General features: G+C 67.5%; 19 protein-coding genes and 2 tRNA genes. 14 read left to right on the top strand and 7 right to left on the bottom strand.

Annotated elements, in window-relative coordinates:
- The first annotated feature begins 337 nt into the window (after positions 1-337).
- On the top strand, positions 338-766 hold the full coding sequence (locus ACLJQ7_RS35970; protein WP_410652624.1) for a GNAT family N-acetyltransferase: 429 nt from the start codon (positions 338-340) through the stop codon (positions 764-766).
- A gap of 216 nt (positions 767-982) precedes the next feature.
- On the opposite strand, the gene ACLJQ7_RS35965 is transcribed toward ACLJQ7_RS35970, so the two are convergent.
- On the bottom strand, positions 983-1,384 hold the full coding sequence (locus tag ACLJQ7_RS35965) for an HPF/RaiA family ribosome-associated protein (protein ID WP_410652623.1): 402 nt from the start codon (positions 1,382-1,384) through the stop codon (positions 983-985).
- 511 nt (positions 1,385-1,895) lie between these two features.
- Between ACLJQ7_RS35965 and ACLJQ7_RS35960 the strand changes: the two genes are divergently transcribed.
- The 4 genes from ACLJQ7_RS35960 (at position 1,896) to ACLJQ7_RS35945 (ending at position 4,553) form a co-directional block, all read left to right on the top strand.
- Complete coding sequence (locus ACLJQ7_RS35960) at positions 1,896-2,051, top strand: hypothetical protein (RefSeq protein ID WP_410652622.1); 156 nt, start codon at positions 1,896-1,898, stop codon at positions 2,049-2,051.
- Between the two features lie 99 nt (positions 2,052-2,150).
- A complete protein-coding gene (locus ACLJQ7_RS35955) occupies positions 2,151-2,678 on the top strand; it encodes a hypothetical protein (RefSeq protein WP_410652621.1) in 528 nt (175 codons plus the stop codon).
- Between the two features lie 387 nt (positions 2,679-3,065).
- Complete coding sequence (locus ACLJQ7_RS35950; protein WP_410652620.1) at positions 3,066-3,842, top strand: L,D-transpeptidase; 777 nt, start codon at positions 3,066-3,068, stop codon at positions 3,840-3,842.
- Positions 3,843-3,866: 24 nt separating this feature from the next.
- Positions 3,867-4,553: a choice-of-anchor P family protein gene (locus ACLJQ7_RS35945; protein WP_410652619.1), complete on the top strand. Its 687-nt coding sequence runs from the start codon at positions 3,867-3,869 to the stop codon at positions 4,551-4,553.
- A gap of 171 nt (positions 4,554-4,724) precedes the next feature.
- Here the strand turns inward: ACLJQ7_RS35945 and ACLJQ7_RS35940 are convergent, their stop codons facing one another.
- Together ACLJQ7_RS35940 and ACLJQ7_RS35935 are read right to left on the bottom strand one after the other, a co-directional pair.
- Positions 4,725-4,961, bottom strand: a complete 237-nt coding sequence (locus ACLJQ7_RS35940; protein ID WP_410652618.1) for a hypothetical protein — start codon at positions 4,959-4,961, stop codon at positions 4,725-4,727.
- Between the two features lie 279 nt (positions 4,962-5,240).
- A complete protein-coding gene (locus tag ACLJQ7_RS35935; RefSeq protein ID WP_410652617.1) occupies positions 5,241-5,930 on the bottom strand; it encodes a GntR family transcriptional regulator in 690 nt (229 codons plus the stop codon).
- 103 nt (positions 5,931-6,033) lie between these two features.
- On the opposite strand from ACLJQ7_RS35935, the gene ACLJQ7_RS35930 reads away from it, so the two are divergent.
- From ACLJQ7_RS35930 to ACLJQ7_RS35895, 8 genes are all read left to right on the top strand, one after another.
- Positions 6,034-7,479 (top strand): amidohydrolase family protein, encoded by a 1,446-nt coding sequence (locus ACLJQ7_RS35930; protein WP_410652616.1) that lies wholly within the window; start codon positions 6,034-6,036, stop codon positions 7,477-7,479.
- Between the two features lie 12 nt (positions 7,480-7,491).
- Positions 7,492-8,349: a fumarylacetoacetate hydrolase family protein gene (locus ACLJQ7_RS35925; protein ID WP_410652615.1), complete on the top strand. Its 858-nt coding sequence runs from the start codon at positions 7,492-7,494 to the stop codon at positions 8,347-8,349.
- Position 8,350: 1 nt separating this feature from the next.
- Positions 8,351-9,274 carry a VOC family protein gene (locus ACLJQ7_RS35920; RefSeq protein ID WP_410652614.1) on the top strand — a complete coding sequence of 308 codons (924 nt, stop codon included), beginning with the start codon at positions 8,351-8,353 and terminating at the stop codon, positions 9,272-9,274.
- A 95-nt stretch (positions 9,275-9,369) separates the two neighbouring features.
- Positions 9,370-9,882 (top strand): SRPBCC family protein, encoded by a 513-nt coding sequence (locus ACLJQ7_RS35915; RefSeq protein ID WP_410652613.1) that lies wholly within the window; start codon positions 9,370-9,372, stop codon positions 9,880-9,882.
- 49 nt (positions 9,883-9,931) lie between these two features.
- A complete protein-coding gene (locus tag ACLJQ7_RS35910) occupies positions 9,932-10,060 on the top strand; it encodes a hypothetical protein (RefSeq protein WP_410652612.1) in 129 nt (42 codons plus the stop codon).
- Positions 10,061-10,196: 136 nt separating this feature from the next.
- On the top strand, positions 10,197-11,573 hold the full coding sequence (locus ACLJQ7_RS35905; protein ID WP_410652611.1) for an MFS transporter: 1,377 nt from the start codon (positions 10,197-10,199) through the stop codon (positions 11,571-11,573).
- Between the two features lie 26 nt (positions 11,574-11,599).
- On the top strand, positions 11,600-12,946 hold the full coding sequence (locus tag ACLJQ7_RS35900) for a carotenoid oxygenase family protein (protein ID WP_410652610.1): 1,347 nt from the start codon (positions 11,600-11,602) through the stop codon (positions 12,944-12,946).
- 266 nt (positions 12,947-13,212) lie between these two features.
- On the top strand, positions 13,213-13,767 hold the full coding sequence (locus ACLJQ7_RS35895; RefSeq protein WP_410652609.1) for a hypothetical protein: 555 nt from the start codon (positions 13,213-13,215) through the stop codon (positions 13,765-13,767).
- Between the two features lie 53 nt (positions 13,768-13,820).
- Here the strand turns inward: ACLJQ7_RS35895 and ACLJQ7_RS35890 are convergent.
- The 3 genes from ACLJQ7_RS35890 to ACLJQ7_RS35880 form a co-directional block, all read right to left on the bottom strand.
- Positions 13,821-13,893 (bottom strand) — tRNA-Glu (locus ACLJQ7_RS35890).
- A 131-nt stretch (positions 13,894-14,024) separates the two neighbouring features.
- A tRNA-Gln gene (locus tag ACLJQ7_RS35885) sits at positions 14,025-14,096 on the bottom strand.
- A gap of 51 nt (positions 14,097-14,147) precedes the next feature.
- Positions 14,148-14,882 carry an HAD family hydrolase gene (locus tag ACLJQ7_RS35880; RefSeq protein ID WP_410652690.1) on the bottom strand — a complete coding sequence of 245 codons (735 nt, stop codon included), beginning with the start codon at positions 14,880-14,882 and terminating at the stop codon, positions 14,148-14,150.
- Between the two features lie 534 nt (positions 14,883-15,416).
- Here ACLJQ7_RS35880 and ACLJQ7_RS35875 point away from each other — a divergent pair.
- Positions 15,417-16,655 carry an FAD-dependent oxidoreductase gene (locus ACLJQ7_RS35875; RefSeq protein ID WP_410652608.1) on the top strand — a complete coding sequence of 413 codons (1,239 nt, stop codon included), beginning with the start codon at positions 15,417-15,419 and terminating at the stop codon, positions 16,653-16,655.
- Positions 16,656-16,722: 67 nt separating this feature from the next.
- On the opposite strand, the gene ACLJQ7_RS35870 is transcribed toward ACLJQ7_RS35875, so the two are convergent.
- On the bottom strand, positions 16,723-17,502 hold the full coding sequence (locus ACLJQ7_RS35870) for a fumarylacetoacetate hydrolase family protein (RefSeq protein WP_410652607.1): 780 nt from the start codon (positions 17,500-17,502) through the stop codon (positions 16,723-16,725).
- Positions 17,503-17,512 lie beyond the last annotated feature (10 nt).

The following is a 17,512-nucleotide window of genomic DNA, read 5'->3' as shown; positions in this document are numbered from 1 at the left end:
CCGGAGGTTCAGACGACCACTGCTCCAGCTTGCCCTGCAAGAAAGAAGAGAGGCGCCCGCGACAACTTCTGTGCGAGCGTGCCCTGAAGAACACGAACACTCAAAACGTTCGACCATGGGATACAACGACGACGCACCGGAAAATGTTCCCGCTGGGTCCTGACCTCAACGCGGCTCGACCCCGGCAGCACCCGCTACGCAAGCTCGGCAACTCCGCGGCAAGATCGCATCCCCACACCATGAGAAGCAGCGGCGGCAAACCCTTTTGCTGTTCCAGCACCAACCTCGTCGTTGACAACGCCGTCGGGAATCTCGCAGATTGCGATACGGTCGAGCTGTGCATGTTCTACTACTGCCGTTGTCCCGCGAGAACGTCCGTGCGGTCTGCGAGCTTCGGCTGGCCGAGGACCAAGGCCATCTCGTCGCACCTGCCGCCTATACCGTCGCCGAAGGCAACTACGAACCCGGCGCGATATTGCGGGCCATCCACCTCGACGACACGCCGGTCGGCGTTCTGCTCGTCGAAATCGAGAACGGAACCCCGCACCTGGTCAGGTTCATGGTCGACGCGGACCACCAAGGTCGCAGGATCGGCAGCCGCGCCGTCGAACTGCTGGTGGACGAACTGCGCGCCGATGGCTGGAAGACGCTGGAGACCAGCGTCGTACCAGTCGAGGGCGGCGCCGAAGGCTTTTGGCGCCGCTGCGGTTTCCACAGCACGGACCGGACCCACTACGGCGAGCCAGTCTTCGTTCGACCGCTGTAGTTTCGATGAACCTGCCGGACGAGACGCCGCAGCCGTAGCCGGACTCCTCCAGTCGGCCGAAACCATCCCGCGTGAAGGCCCGCGACAGCGCACGCCTCGGCCGCTGGGAACCGTTCGGCGTCACCGCCGGCCCGGCGACGACGAGGTGTCCTACGCAGGGGCGGCGGCGGTTTGGCACGGGCCCCGACGGGGCTGCGATTTCGGCGACCGGCAGCGTCAGTGAGAGGGCGGAGCTTCTGTTTCTTTCCCGATCTCGCCGACCTGCGCCGGGTCTTCCGGGGGAGCCATGTGGCGAATGCTTTCCCCGCCCTTGTGATCGTGGGCACGAGAATGCAGGGTGTCCAGCACGCTCTTCAGTTTGTGCGCCGCTCCGGCGTACGCGTCGTCCACCGTCGTCGCGTGATGCGTCACCGCGACGGGCTGTTTCGCCCCCGGACGTGCTTCGATCACGCACTTCTTGTCTTCCGGTTTGGTGCCGCCGTTGTCGCTGAGGTGCACCTCGACCCGGGTCAACCAGCCACCGAACCTGGACAGGCTGTTCTCCAAGTCCGTCTTCACATAGGTGGCGAGTCCGTCGCCGCCGTGGACGTTGTGGTCGGTGTTGACTTGGATCTGCACGAGCACCCTCCGCGGGAAGTCGATGATGATGTCCGAGGTACCACGGACGTGACGGACTCAAACCCCGGTGATCTTCCGCTCCACGCTCGGCTCACGTCGACCGCGCTACTTGCCCCGCCGACGCCACCAAAGCCGCGCAGCGTGCCAGCGAGATGTGCCGACGACGCGCCATCTCCCTCAGCTCGCCACCAGCCCGCTCACGGCTGACACCTCGACCGACCAGAACGGCCTCCGCCCGCTCGACATCACCCACGGGCACGATCACTTTCCTGCGAAACAACACTACGTTTCCTCCGGCGGCGCTTCACGATGACTCGAGGGACCTACCCACGAGCCGCAGACCTCAACCGTGGAATCCGGTGTGCGTCGGTCACGGCTGCCCGGCCAGGTTTCCCGTCATGGAGAAGAAAAACAGCTCGACGGCGTTTGACGAGACGCCGAGGCGGGCACTACCAGCCAGTCCCCATCGTGGCTGAAGATTCGTTCGGCCACTCCAGGAAAGTGAGTCACCATGATCGTGCTCGGAGTCATCATTCTCGTGATCGGCCTGGTCGTCGGCATCCCCGTGCTGACCACCATCGGCGCCGTTCTCGCCGTCGTGGGCGTGGTTCTCGCGATTCTCGGCGGCACGGGACGCAAGGTGGGCGGCCGCGCCCACTGGTTCTGAGCCACTCGTCGTTGGAACCGACGGCCCCGGTCCACCCGGACCGGGGCCACGTTCTTCTCCCACAACCCTTCCTTCTTCACCGCACCTGCGAGGACCACGATGCCTGAGCCGACGACGCCGGAACCCGTCCCGGCCGAACTACGGGCCCTGGCCGCCGAGGCCGACGCTCTCGCCGAGCGGACGGCGGAAGTGGCCGCTCGGCTGCAGGCCGCGGACGACGGGCACTTGCAACGGCTCGCGCAGCCGATGAACAAGGCCACCGACGAGCTGGCCGACTACACCGACGAGATCGCCAGGACCGCCGCGTACCTGACCCGCGTCCGGGTGGCCCGCGATCCCCATCTGTGCGACGTCCCCTGGGGCATCTGCCCTGTCCACGGCGTCACCCTGCACTCGCTCGGAGACCGGGCTTGGTGCACCGCCACGGGTTGTGACAACTCCTGGGATTACGACCGGCTGCACACCCCCTGCGCGGAACCGGCCGCGGCGATCGCCACCGATCGCGACGGTGTGACAGGCTCGCTCTGCTCGGCCCACGCGTCGGACGCCGCGCGGCGACTGGACGGATGCAGCATCGAATATCTCGATCACTGGGCGACGAACGCCGGACCGGCAGCCGCCGAGTGATGGGAGTCCGATCGGCGGCGCCTCAGCAGCCGGCTGACTCGGGCATCCCACTTCGACGATCACAGCGGGTGATCGCCGGGCGAGGCTTCATCACCTCTGCCCTCGGGGACAATTCCCGAACACACTCTGAGTGGACTTGCTCCTTCGTTACCGGTTATCGCCCCTCTTCCCCGATCGTGTGAATTCGCCGGTCACTTACGACCTGGGATAACAGGGCAAAACCGCAGGCAGAGCCTCCCCTGTGCACATGGTGATGATTGATTAACGCATCGCGCCGATGTTAGGAATGTTCTCACGGAAGCGAAATCCCGCTGCGGAACACTCTGCCCAAGGACAAGGCACTCGATGACCAACCTGCGGACCTTCAGCGGTCGTGCGCGCCCTCGTATGGTTTCCACGCTTCTCTCTTTGACAGTGGTCGCCCTGCTGACCGGCTGTGGGACGAAAGGCGACACCGGTGCCACCGGCGGTTCCGCGACCACACCGACGGTGGCGCCCGCGGCCGCCGCCGCGCTCCCGGAGGCGAACACCTTCGGCGAACTGACCTCCGCGCCCGCGGACCCGTCCCCCACCGCCCCGACCGGCGGCGAAGTACTGCATCCCAAAGAGGACGCGGTCATCTTCCGCGCCCCCGGTGCGGAGCCGATCGCCCGCCTGCCCCGAACCCAGATCGGATCGCCGACCTGGGTCCCGGTGATCGCCCGGCAGGGCGACTGGGCGCAGGTCCTGCTGCCCACGAGGCCCAACGGAGCGACCGGCTGGCTGCACGCCACCCCGGAAACCACGGAATCGGCACAGAACGATTTCCGCGTCACCGTGGATCTCGCCGATTTCCGGCTGGAAATCCATGAAGCGGGCAAACCGGCCGGCTCGTGGACCATCGGCACCGGAAAACCGGAACACCCCACACCGACCGGCCGCGCGTTCATTCTCGCGTCGATCCGGGAAAGCGTGAACACCTACAGCCCGATCGTGCTGCCACTGAGCAGCCATTCCGATTCACACGAGGTCTTCGGCGGCGGTCCCGGCACGGTCGGCCTGCACACCTGGCCGGACAACAGCTTCGTCGGCAAAGCCACCAGTGACGGCTGCATCCGCGTCACCCGCGAGGCGTTGAACCGCCTCGTGGAACTGCCGCTCGGCACCGTCGTCCAGATCACCTGACATCCGATCACGGAGGTACTTTCCTTGTTCCCACGCACAACGAGCGCGCTCGCCGGTACGGCGGTGGCACTCCTGGCCTTCACCGCCACACCCGCCCATGCCGCACCGGCCGAGTCCGCGTACGCCGTCGCCGCGTCCGGGCCGGTCAAGGTTCCCCGCACCCCCGCGGTTTCCGGAACCGGCAAGGAATCTCTCCTGTCGGCGGGGCTCCCGTCCCCCGGTCCCGCGCTGGTCACCGCGAAAGCCTTGACCACCGAGGTGAGAGCCGGTCATGCCGAGTCCGGTGTCACCGGCCTCGCGCTCAACCTCGGCCTGCTGCCCGCCACCATCCCGCTACCCGGGTTGAGCGCCGAAGCGATCAAGGCCGAATGCCGCGACGGCAAAGGTTCGGTGTCGATCGCGAAGCTGAAGGCCGGCGCCAAAGTCCTCGATTTCGACCGGGTGCCGCCGAACACCACCGTCCCGGTGGCCCAAGTGGTCGAACTCGTAGTGAACAAACAGACCAAGAACAACGACGGCACCCTCACCGTGACCGCGGTGTCGGCCAGGTTGCTCGGCCAGACCCAGACCGTGGACATCGCTTCGGCCACCTGCGCCAAGGCCGGCACCCCGCCGGAAACGACGACCAAGCCCGCCGCCGACAAACCCCAGCCCAGTGGCAAGGCGCCCAAACCCACCCCCGTGCCCGCGCATCTGGACGTCACCGGCTGACGGCAGCACCCGGCCGAGCAGTGGTACGCCACCTCGTGCCGCGCATCCAGGGATGAGGCCGGTGCCCCCGCTTGAGGGGACACCGGCCTCGCGCGAACGCGAAAATCCACCTGGCGGCTGGCCGGAGGCTCTCCTGCTGTGCCACGGCCGGCACGGAGCACGGCACGTCGATCACTTGGTCGTTCGATGACGTCGGCGCCGTCGTTTCCACCATTCAACGGCGATCGCACCCATAACCGGACCCAGACCGGCGATCCCGTGAATCCAGATATCCGTGCGACCGAGCAGGTAGTGGATCGCGACCGTGCCCAAGTAGCACAGAGCCGCGAACACCACGAAATACACGATCACCCAACCGCGCCGCCGCCGTGACACCACGTCTGCGCGTTCCTCACCCGTGGAAGACACCTCCCCAGCATGCCCTAACTACCGGAGCAGAACAGGCTTCTCAACGAACAGGAAACCCGGCCCAGTGGCCGAGCGGTGCGAAGTGTGCCCGTGCCGGCCACAGCGTTTCTTCAGATCGTCGCAGAAGCCGCCGCATAGTCGGGAGCGGGGAATCAGCGGATGCCGGATCGCCACGGCACCAACCGATTCCGCTGGGATTCGCCCCAGCCCGCGGCTGGTCGGTCGAGGTGACGATATGACCGCCGGGGCCGCTTCCGTCACGGCCCCGTCTTCGGCTGCTCACTCGGCCTGGTTGGGGTGATCGGACGCGCAGCTGATCAACAGCCGGGCGGTGTGCGCGATGTGGTCGCGCAACAGTTCCTGCGCGCGGTCGGCCTCATGCGCGAGAACGGCGTCGAGCAGCGCTCGATGCTCGGCGGCGACATCGCGGCCGGGTTCGTTGCCCAAAGACACCGACCACTGCCGGTATAGCTCGGCTTCCTGCCGCAACGACTTCGCCGCGTCGAGCAGCCGCTGGTTGCGGCAACCGGCCAGCAGTGCGTGGTGGAAGGCAGCGTGTGCCTGCGACCACTCGTCGGACAGGTGGCCCGGATCCGCCGGGTCGCGGTACGGCGTGCGTTCCAGAAGGTGGTGCGCGGCAACGGCATCGGCCTCCCAGCGCGTGTCGCCTTCCCGCATCGAGAGCCCCAGCACCAGTGCTTCGATCTCCGCCCGCGCCTGCGTCAGCTCGGCCAGGTCCTGATGGGACAGCGGCCGGACCAGGTAGCCCTGACGCGGCCTCGCCACCACCAGTCCTTCGGCGACCAGTCTCGTCAGCGCCTCGCGAGTGACGCCGACGCTCACTTTGTAGCGGTCCGCCAGGTCCGGGAACTTGAGCCGTCCTCCCGGTGTCAGCCGGCCCGCGAGGATGTCGGCGCGTAACGCCTGGTGGATGCCGTCGGTGCGGGTCGCTCCGCCGCTCGTGGTCATGCCACCCACCCTAGCACTTTACGAATCTAGGTTGAACTTTCGAAAGTTATGCCCTAGTTTCGAATTATCCAGCCCGGGCCTGCCACCGACACGAGGAGCACCGATGCCCGCGAACGACCTCCGCCCGACCGTTTTCCGCGCCGGGACGGTCCTCACCATGGATTCCCGCCGTACCGTCCTCGAGGGCCACGACGTGCTCGTGGTCGATGGCCGGATCGCGGCCATCGGCGTCGATCTGGTCGTTCCCGGCGGCACCGACGAGATCGACGCCCGCGGCGGCGTCGTCATGCCCGGGATGATCGACACCCACCGGCACATGTGGCAGACCACGACCCGCGGCTACGGTGCCGACTGGACTCTCACGCAGTACTTCGTGTGGTACTACCTGAACTGGGGCAAGAAGTTCCGGCCGGAGGACATCCACGCCGGGAATCTCCTCGGCGCGCTGGAGGCGCTCGACGCCGGGGTCACCACCTGCGTGGACTGGTCGCACGGCCTGCAGACGATCGACCATGCCGACGCCGCGGTCGACGCGCTCGCCTCGGTCCCGGGAAAATTCGTGCTGGCCTACGGCAACATCCAGGACGCGCCCGCGAACTGGACGGGCACCTCCGAGTTCCGCGAGTTCTTCGACCGTCGCTCCGGCGATCTCGAAGGCTTCCAGATCGCCCTCGACGTCACCGGTGATCCGAGCTTTCCCGAGCAGCCGGCTTTCGAGGTCGCCCGGGAACTCGACCTGGCGGTGACCACGCACGCCGGGGTCTGGGGCGCGACGGGCGACGACGCCGTGCGGCTGATCCATGAACACGGCTACGCCGAGGCCAGGACGGTGTACGTGCACGCCTCGACGCTCTCGGCGGACTCCTACGCCCGCATCGCGGCGACCGGCGGGTCGGTGTCGGTGTCCACGGAAAGCGAGCAGAGCGCCGGGCAGGGCTATCCCGCGATGACCGCCCTGCGTGCCCACGGCATCCCGGTGTCGCTGTCACTGGACAGCTGCGTGCTCTGCAGCGGTGACCTGTTCTCCGCCATGCGCACGACGCTGGGTGCCGCCCGCGCCCACGAACACCAGGAGGCGCACGCTCGCGGTGAAACCGTCACCCACACTTCCCTGCATGCCGAGCAGGTCGTCGAGTGGGCCACGCGGGGCGGCGCACGAGCGCTCGGGCGGGAAGGCGAGATCGGCAGTGTGGAGGCCGGCAAGAAGGCGGACCTCGTGCTCGTCCGCAACGACGACTCACCGGCGATGACGCCGCTGCTGAACCCGCACGGACACGTCGTCCTGCACGCCCAGCGCGCGGACGTCGACACCGTTCTTGTCGACGGCCAGATCGTGAAGCGCGATCACCGCCTGGTCGGTGCCGACCTGGCCGGAGCGCGTCGTGCGGTCGAGGCCACGGTCGACCACCTGCGCGCCGAACTCGGTGAGCAGGCCTGGCGCGAGGGCATGAACCCGGAGATCCCCGACACCAAGGTCCTCGACAACCCCTACACCTACACCGACTACCGGTCGGCGGCCACGCACGGCGACCCGGTGGCGAAGCGATGAAAAGGAAAGAACATGAAACTGGCCAATGTGGACGGACGCGCGGTGTTGCTGACCGCTGACGACAACGGAATCGACGTCGAGACGGCGTCTGGCGGTAAGTTCGGTCCGGGTCTCGAGTCCGTTTACGAGAACTGGGACGGGTTCCGGGCCTGGGCGGACCAGCCGCCCGCCGAGCCCGGTGTCGTCTTCACCCGCGCGCAGCTGGGCTCGCCCTCGCCGGCCCCGCGGCAGATCGTCGCGATCGGCCTGAACTATGACGCCCACGCCGCCGAGTCCGGTTTCGAGGCACCGGACGGGCTTCCGCCGACGTTCACCAAGTTCGTGTCCGCGCTGACCGGTCCTGACGCGGAGGTCGTGCTGCCTGCCGGAGGGGACGTGGACTGGGAGGTGGAACTCGTCGCCGTCATCGGCCGGACCGCCACCCGTGTCGCGGAATCGGACGCGTGGGACCACGTCGCCGGGGTGACGATCGGGCAGGATCTCTCCGAGCGGGTCTCGCAGCTGGCCGGTCCCGCCCCGCAGTTCAGCCTTGGCAAGTCGTTCCCGAACTTCGCACCGGTCGGGCCGTGGCTGGTCACCCCCGACGAGCTGACGAACCGGGACGACCTGGCACTGGGCTGCGCGGTCGACGGCGAGATCGTGCAGGACGGCCGCACCCGCGACCTGATCTACCCGGTCGCCAAGCTGATTTCCGCGCTGTCGCGGACCATCACCCTGTATCCGGGGGACCTCGTCTTCACCGGGACCCCGGCGGGCGTGGGTGTGGGCCGCACGCCGAAACGGTTCCTGCGCGCCGGGGAACAACTCGTCAGCTGGATCGAAGGCATCGGTGAGATGCGCCAGACCTTCGTCACCGGACAGGAGGACTGACATGGGCATGCACCGGCTCACCCGGGTCACGATGGGTGTCCCGAACGTCGCGGACACCATCGGCTACTACACCGATTTCGGGCTCACCCACCTCGGCGACGGGGCCTTCACCACCCGCGAAGGCGGCGAGCAGCTGCGGGTCCGGCACGCCACGTCCCGCCGTTTGCTCGAACTCGGGGTGGGCGTCGACGATGTCGACGACCTCGCGCGCACCGCTTCGCGGCTCGACCACCTCGGCGTCGCGGGCGGCGCGGACGGCACCGCGGTCACCGCGATCGAGCCGGTGTCCGGATTCACTGTCCGCGTCGAGATCGCGCCGCGGATCGCACAGGAGCCCGTCCCGGCCACCCCGTACAACGGGCCCGGCCGCATCGAGCGGTTCGGCCGCGCGCCAGGAGTGCTGCGCGAGGACCCGATCCGGCCCAAGAAACTCGGCCACTGCGTGGTCGGCACGACCGATCTCGAAGCCACCATGCGGTTCTTCACCGAGGGACTCGGTTTCAAGGTCAGTGACTACATCGGGGACAAAGGCGCCTTCATGCGCTGCTCGGTCGATCACCACAACGTGCTGGCGCTCGCGGCGCCGGTGAACTTCCTGCACCACACGTCTTGGCAGGTCGACGACATCGACGACGTCGGACGAGGAGCGAAGGCGATGCTGGAAGGCAATCCCGACCGGCATGTCTGGGGCCTCGGCAGGCACCACGCGGGCTCCAACTTCTTCTGGTACCTCAAGGATCCGGCGGGGAACTTCAGCGAGTACTACGCCGACATGGACTGCATCCCCGAGGACGAGATCTGGACCCCGGAGGTCTTCGAAGGCGCGCAAGGCCTGTTCAGCTGGGGCCCGCCACCGCCGCCGTCGTTCCTGGAGCCGGACGACCTCGCCGCGCTCATGACCGGACAGCACGCACCCTGCCGGTGACCGCGGCGGCCTCCCGGCCGGCCGACGTGTCACCGGAAATGGAGAAAAGACTCCAGGCGCCGGAAATCCCGCGCCTGATCGGAAAAGGAGAAGTCGTGTCAGAGGAATTGTACGTCCCCCAGATCCCGGACAACCTGAACATCCGGTTCGTCGAAAACCGCATCGTCATCAAGCGCCCGGCACAGGAGGTGTACGACTGGGTGACCACCTGGTCGAACCTGCCGAAATGGCTGCCGATGGCCCTCGGTACCGAGGTCCGCCGCGGAACGGCGGACGTCCCCGCCGAACTCGGCGACGAGCTGCTCGAAACCATCCAGCCGGAACTGAACGAGAAGCCGAAGCTCTACACCGTGGTGGCGCGTGTCCCCGGCAAACTGTGGACGGTGGTCGGCCGGGACGTGTACGACGACGGCACCCTGGCACCGATGCACGCGATCGCCACCTTCACCACGTTCGACCTCGGCGACGGAACCACCCTGTTCTGCCGCCTGTTCGAGCGGCTGATCCCGGACACCGAACCGCCCGGTCCGCACCCGGTCGAAGACCCCGCCCTCATCCAGCCCGGCCTGGAACTGATCAAGGCAAACCTCGAAGGCACAGCCGGATAACCTCGGCTATTGGTCGGCTTGTGCCTGTGCGTACCTTCGTCCGGAGCCGATGGCTGAGCAGATCCAGCAGCTCGACGCCATCCCGGCGACCGATGACGATCGCTGGAACGACAAGCTCGTGTTCCTGCTTGATCATCCGGTTTGCGTGGTCTTCTTGACCTTCGACCGGCCCGGCTGACATCACCCGGTTGCATGCCGTCGGCTCCAGGGTTCTCGCGACCGTCACGACCGCGCGAGAAGCGACCACCGCGCAGGCCCTCAGGACAGCCGACCTCGGTCCGGCCCGTGCGCGGGCCTTTCTTCGGGAGACGGAAGTGACTGATCAATCACACACTATTGCCTCGAACCACCGGCGTACGAGCCGCCGGGGGCTCGCGCTCGCCGCGCTGGCCGCGGCGCAGTTCATGGTCGTGCTGGATTCGTCGATCGTGAACGTCGCGCTGCCGTCCATCCGCGCCGGTCTCGGCCTCGGTTCGGCCGAGTTGTCCTGGGTGGTCGACGGCTACCTCGTCGCGTTCGGCGGTTTGCTGTTGCTGGGCGGGCGGCTCGCCGACGTGTTCCGTCGGCGCGAGGTGTTCATCGCGGGTCTCGCCGTATTCGTGGCGGCATCGGCCGCATGTGCGCTCGCGCCGACCGGGTCGGTCCTGATCGGCGCGCGGCTGGCGCAGGGAGCAGGCGGGGCGGTCATGGCGCCGGCGGCCCTGTCCCTTGTGATGGCCTTGTTTCCCGACGGCGCCGGGCGCGCCAGGGCGATGGGCATCTGGGGCGGGGTGTCCGGTGCGGGCGGCATCGCGGGGGTCCTGCTCGGCGGCGTGCTGAGCCAGACGCTGGGCTGGCCGTCGATCTTCCTGATCAACGCACCGATGGGTCTGCTGGTCGCCGCGGTGGTGCTGTGGACGGTGCGACCGTTCCCGGCCGCGGGCGGCACGTTCGACGTCGGCGGCGCGGCCACCGTCACGCTCGCCATGGCGAGCATCGCCTACGGCCTGGTCAGCGGTGCGCATGCCGGCTGGACGGCCGGCGTCACCCTCGGCTCACTCGTCCTCGGCGTGATCGCGTTGGCCGCTTTCCTCTCCATCGAGCGGCGCGTCACCCGGCCGCTGGTGCCGCTGCGGGTGTTCACCCGCGCTCCGCTGGTCACGACCAACGCGATCATGACACTGCTCGGCGCCGTCAGCGTCGGCATGTTCTACTTCCTGCCCCAGTACCAGCAGATCGTGCTGGGAATGAGCCCGATGACGACCAGCGTCACCCAGGTGCCGATCGCGGCGGCGATCACCATCGGCGGGTTGCTGGCGCCGAAGATCGCCGCGGTCGTGGGCTCGCGCACCGCGCTCGCCGGCGGCCTCGTGTCCTTGACCGTCGGGCTCGCGTGGCTGGCGTCGGGGCCCGGCCCGGCCTATGCCGCGTTGGTGGGGCCGTTTCTGTTGATCGGCGCGGGAATCGGGGTCAGTCTCGTTTACGTCACCACCCTCGCGGTAGCGGATTCCGCTCCGGGCGAAGCCGGACTCGTCAGCGGCCTGGTCAACACCACGCGCCAGATGGGCGGTGCGCTCGGTCTGGCGACACTGGTCGCCGTCGCGACCGGCACCGGTCCCGTTCCGCACTTCGCCACCGCCTTCGCCACCGCGGCCGGACTCGCCGGCCTGGCGTTGCTGCTGTCGTGGGCACCAGCCCTTCACCAGCACTGAAACCGTTGCAGTAAAAGGAGATCGTCATGACGAGCAAGCCCTACCTGACCGGGCACTACGCCCCTGTCCCGGACGAGACCACCGCGGTCGATCTGCCGGTCACCGGCGCACTGCCGCCGGAACTGAACGGCGAATACCTCCGCAACGGCCACAACCCCAAGCCCGGCATCACCCCCAGCCACTGGTTCAAGGGTTCCGGCATGCTGCACGGTGTCCGCCTGACGAACGGGCGCGCCCAGTGGTACCGCAACCGCTGGGTCAAAACCCCGGCGCTCGATGGCGCGCCGCTCGTGCGCGAAGACGGCAGCATCGATCTCACCGCCAGCGTCGCGGGCACCCACATCGTCGAGCACGGCGGCAGGCTCCTCGCGCTGCAAGAGTCCAACCTGCCCTTCGAGGTCACACCCGAACTCGACACCGTCGGCCCGTTCGACTTCCACGGCAAGCTCACCTCGGCGATGACCGCGCACCCGAAGCAGGATCCGGCGACGGGCGAGTTGCACTTCTTCAGCTATTCGCCGTTCCCGCCGCACCTGACCTACCACGTCGCCTCGCCCGAGGGCCACATCACTCGCAGCCAGGTGGTCGACGGCAGCGGCCCGAGCCTGATGCACGACTTCGCGATCACCGCGACCAAAGCCGTGTTCCTCGACCTGCCAGTCGTTTTCGACCCCGAGGAAACCTCGGGCATCCCCTACCGCTGGCATGACGACTACCCGGCCCGCATCGGCGTCTTCGACCGCGTCGGTGCGCCGCACGTGACCTGGATCCCGGTCAGCCAGCGCGCCCTGCTGCACGTCACCAACGCCTACGACACACCGGACGGCAAGATCGTCCTCGAAGGACCCGCCTACGACCAGGCAGCCTGGGCGACCTCGTGGAAATGGTGGATCGGCGCGCCCGGCCACCCGATCGCCCCGGTCACCGGGGCGATCGCGACCCGGTGGCTGCTGGACCCGGCGACCGGGACCGCGACCGAACAGGAACTCGACGACCTGGTGACGGATTTCCCCAGCATCAACGACGACCGCACCGGCCTGCCGTCGGAGATCAGCTACTCGGTCGCCTTCCCCGGAGCGGGGCTCGACGAGTTCGCCATCGTCAAACTGAACACGACGACCGGCGAGCGGCACCTGCACCTGCCGGGGCCCGACCGGCATGCCGGGGAAGCCGTCTTCGTCCCGGCCGCAGGCGCCACCGGCGAGGACGACGGCTACCTGCTGACGATCGTCAGCGATCTACGCGCCAACGCGTCCCAACTGCTCGTCCTCGACGCACACGACCTGAGCACCACCGCCACGGTCGCCCTGCCCCGGCGCGTGCCCAGCGGAATCCACGGCTCATGGATCCCGGACAAGCACCTCACGTCGTGATGACCACCCGAGCCAGGCGGTGAGTTCGGAGCGGGGTAGCCGGACGCGTGGTCGTCGCGTGACGATGATCGGTCCGGCATCGTTTTCGTCGATATCGTCGCGGCGCTAGGTGCATCGGCCGAGAAGGTCACGCAGGGTGTGAATCTCGTTGTCGTCGAGGCCGGACAGACTGGCTCGCATGGTCGGCGTGATCGCCTGATTGCAGTCGTTGAGCAGGGCAGTGCCGGTGGTGATAGCACGGTGCAGGATGGTTTGCCGCGGCCGTCGTGGCGTTCGAGCAGTCCTCGTTGCTCCAGTCGCGCGACGACGGCACCAGCGGCTTGGTCGGATTGCCCGGTCACGCAGCACCAATCAACACCCGCAGACCAAACGCACGTACCCGTTCCGAGGACGGGTCGTCCACAGCTGCGGGCGCCGCGTGCCGGCCCCGCAAGAACAACCGCGGCGTCGCCGATCTACACACCGCGGTCCGGATCCGCGAAGACGAACTCCTGGACGCGGTCGGACGATTCCCCGACCGCTTCTTCAAACCTGACCGTACGTCCATTCTGGAAGCCGACCTGACCACTGTGGACGACACCGCAGCACGGGCACGGGCGGACGACCGAGAACGTCGGCTCAGCTGGACGCGCAAGACATCGAGACTCCAGCACCACCCACGCCCTCGGACTTGGCCAGGGCTCCGCAGGCCCCTGCTTCAGACGCTCTTCGAGGTGACACAACTCACCGCGCAATTGAACGGCCTCGGCGACGTCGTGACGATCGGGGTCAACCTGCCGGCAGATCAAGTGCCCGCGATAACAGAAGCAGGAAAAGGATGACGGCCACTAAAATAGCAAAGAGCGCCGATCAAATGATCGGCGCTCTTTGCGAGTACCCCCGATGGGATTCGAACCCACGCTACCGGCGTGAGAGGCCGGCGTCCTAGGCCGCTAGACGACGGGGGCTAGGAACTTCCTCCTTCAGAAGGAGGTTTTCAGTTGTTCACCTGCTGTGTTGCTGCGGAGAAACTTACCAGACCGGGTTTCCCGCCTTCGCAGGGGGGTCACGCTGTGTTTCACTCCGGGAAGTTCTCCAGCTGGGGTACCAGGACTCGAACCTAGACTAACTGGACCAGAACCAGTCGTGCTGCCAATTACACCATACCCCAGTGAGGTACCGTTCCGGCCTTGACCGGCTCGGTGCCGCACGAGAAAGAATACTAGAGCACGCCGTTCCGCACCGTGAAAGCGGGGGTATCCGTGGCCCGCTGGGCGGGGACGCCGAGCTTCGCGAACTCGGAAACGAGCAGCTCAGGCAGTTCGTCGAGGCCGGCGATGGTGTGCACACCCGCCGGCGCGCGCTCGGCGATGCCGTCCCGGTCGAGCCAGACGGCGCCGAGGCCGGCGTCGCGGGCGCCGATGGCGTCGGTGTCGAGCTTGTCCCCGACGTGGACAGCCTGGGCGGGGTCGCAGCCGAGGCCGAGGCAGACCGAGCGGAACATCGCCGGGTGCGGTTTGGCTACTCCGAGTTCACCGGCGATGGCGACGTGATCGAAGAACCGGGCGAGTCCGAGGTCGGCGATCTTCTTGCGCTGATGTGCGCCGGAGGCGTTCGTGACGGCCGCCACGAGGACGCCCGCGGCTCTCAGCCATTCCAGGCACGGAATGACATCTTCGAACAATTGCCACGAACGGGTGAGGATTTCACGACGTCGTCTTTCGAAGCCGTTGACCTGGTCTTCGTCGGCCAGAATGCCGATCTCGGCCAGAAAACATTCGGTACGCTTGTGATGCATGGTCGCGTAATCGATTTCGCCCGCCACCACCAGTGCGACATGTTCTTCGGTGATGAGATCCCACAGCGGCCAAAGGTCGTTCTGGCCGGTGAGCGCGCGCAGGCTGAGCCGGATCGCCGCCGTGCAGTCGATCAACGTGTCATCGATGTCGAGGCACACCAAGCGTAACTCCGGCGGCTCCCACGGCGCTCCGTCCGGCGTGGTTCGTGACGGGGCCCGGGGCGCGAGAGCGAAATCCACCAAGTGAGGCTAGGGCACTCAGCGCGATCGCGACTCTGCCGATGAGGTGATTAAGGCTGCTCTGTTCCGGCGCGGGCACTCTACTCCCAGTTGGTGAGATGACGTGTTTTAGTTACCGGCCAACGGCTAACGCGGGCGGCCGGGTGAAATACCGGCGCCCGGCACCTTGGCCGATTCGCGGCGCGCACACCCTGTGACGACAACGAAATCCTTACCCGGCTTCGGGTCGCGGACCGTCCACAAGGGCATTTCCGCGATCGCCGTCCTTCCGGGACCTTTCCCATCCACCCGAACGTCCTTTTTGGACAGCCGGTCCGGCCGCGCGACCAGCGAGACCGGGGTCATAGCCCGAACGGCGTATCCGCCCGGATGGCGCTTGACGCGCCGGTCGGGCGGGTGCATGCTGAGCTTATTCAACAAGTGATGAATAAGGGTTTCGAAGGGGTGGGACGGATGAGCGAACGCACGAACTGCGTGGTCGTCGGCGGTGGCCCCGCGGGCATGGTCGCCGGATTGCTGCTGGCCAGGGCCGGGGTCGAGGTCACGGTGCTGGAGAAGCACAAGGACTTCCTGAGGGATTTCCGCGGCGACACCGTGCACCCGTCGACGTTGACGTTGCTCGACGAGCTGGGCCTGGGCGACAAGTTCCTCAGCCTGCCGCACAGCGAGATCGCCTACGCCGGGTTCCCGGCCGAGGACGGCACGATGATGCGCCTGGCCGACCTGACCCGGCTGAAGGTGGCACACCCGTACATCGCGATGGTCCCGCAGTGGGATTTCCTGGACCTGCTCGCCGACGCCGGCGCGAAGGAGCCCAAGTTCACGCTGCGGCAGAGCACGGAGATGACCGGGCTGATCCTCGAACAGGGCCGGGTGAGCGGCGTCCGCTACCGCGACGCCGACGGGCAGACCGGCGAACTACGCGCCGACCTGGTGATCGCCGCCGACGGGCGCTGGTCGCTGGCCCGGCGCGAGGCCGGGCTGATGACGAAGGACTACCCCATCCCGTTCGACGCGTGGTGGTTCCGGATCTCGAGGCGGGACGGCGAACGCGAGGGCATGCTGACCCCGAAGATGCGGGATCGCCGCTTCGCGGTGCCGCTGCCGCGCAAGGGCTACTTCCAGATCGCCTATCTCAGCCCCAAGGGCCAGGACCTGCGAGAGAAGGGCATCGAAGCGTTCCGGGAGAACGTGGCCGCGATCCTTCCCGACCTGGCCGACCGGGTCGACGAGCTGAAGACGACCGACGACGTCAAGTTCCTCGACGTCAAGATGAACCTGCTGCGGAAGTGGCATATCGACGGACTGCTGTGCATCGGTGACGCGGCGCACGCGATGTCGCCGGTCGGCGGGGTCGGCATCAACCTCGCGGTGCAGGACGCGGTGGCGGCCGCCACCCTGCTCGCCGAGCCGCTGCGCCGGGGCAGGCCGTCGGTGGCGGACCTGGCGAAGGTCCGCAAGCGCCGCCTCGCGCCGACGATGCTGGTGCAGGGGCTGCAGCGGATGCTGCACAAGAACGTCATGAAGCCGGTCATGGAGGGCAGGCGCAACGGTCCGCCCGCGGTGATGGTGAAGCTGTTCGGCCGGTTTCCCGTGCTGTCCTACGTCCCCGCACGGCTGCTGGGCCTGGGGCTGCGGCCCGAACACGCCCCGGTCTTCGCGCGGCGGGCGATGGAACCGGCCGGTAGCTGACGGCCGGATGCAATGAAAGGCCCCTTCATCGCAAATTTTGCAATGAAGGGGCCTTTCATTGCAGGCTTCAGACGTCCTGCACCGGGTTGGTCAGCGTGCCGATGCCTTCGATGGTGATCGAGACCGACTGGCCGTCCTCGATCGGGCCGACGCCCTCGGGCGTGCCGGTCAGGATGACGTCGCCGGGCAGCAGGGTCATCACACCGGACACGAACTCGACCAGTTCGGGGATCTTGTGCACCAGGTCCGACGTCCGGCCGTCCTGCTTGAGGACACCGTCCACCTCGGACTTGAGCGCGAGATCGGCCGCGTCGAGCGAGGTCTCGATCCACGGGCCGAGCGGGCAGAAGGTGTCGAACCCCTTCGCCCTGCCCCACTGGCCGTCGGCCTTCTGCAGGTCACGCGCGCTGACGTCGTTCGCCACGGTGTAGCCGAGGATCGCGCTCGCCGCACGGGCGGCGGGCACGTTCTTGACCGGCTGGCCGATGACGATCGCCAGTTCACCCTCGAAGTCGACGCGGCCGACACCACGCGGACGGCGGATGGGCGCGTTCGGGCCGATCACCGTGGTCGACGGCTTGATGAACAGCATCGGGTCCGCCGGGACCTCGTTGCCGAACTCGGTCGCGTGCTTGGCGTAGTTCCGGCCGACCGCGATCACCTTCGACGGCAGGATCGGCGCGAGCAGCCGGACGTCGGCGAGCGGCCAGCGCTTGCCGGTGAAGTTGGGGTTGCCGAAGGGGTGCTCGGCGATTTCCAGTACCTGGGCAGCGTCATCACTGCCACCGTCCCCTTCGATCGAAGCGAACGCGACACCACCGGGATGAGCAATTCGGGCTAGACGCACTCCCCCACTG

It is taken from the genome of Amycolatopsis sp. cmx-4-54 (assembly GCF_046548895.1).
In the GTDB taxonomy this organism is placed as follows: domain Bacteria; phylum Actinomycetota; class Actinomycetes; order Mycobacteriales; family Pseudonocardiaceae; genus Amycolatopsis.
This window is presented reverse-complemented; position numbering and strand designations above follow the sequence as displayed.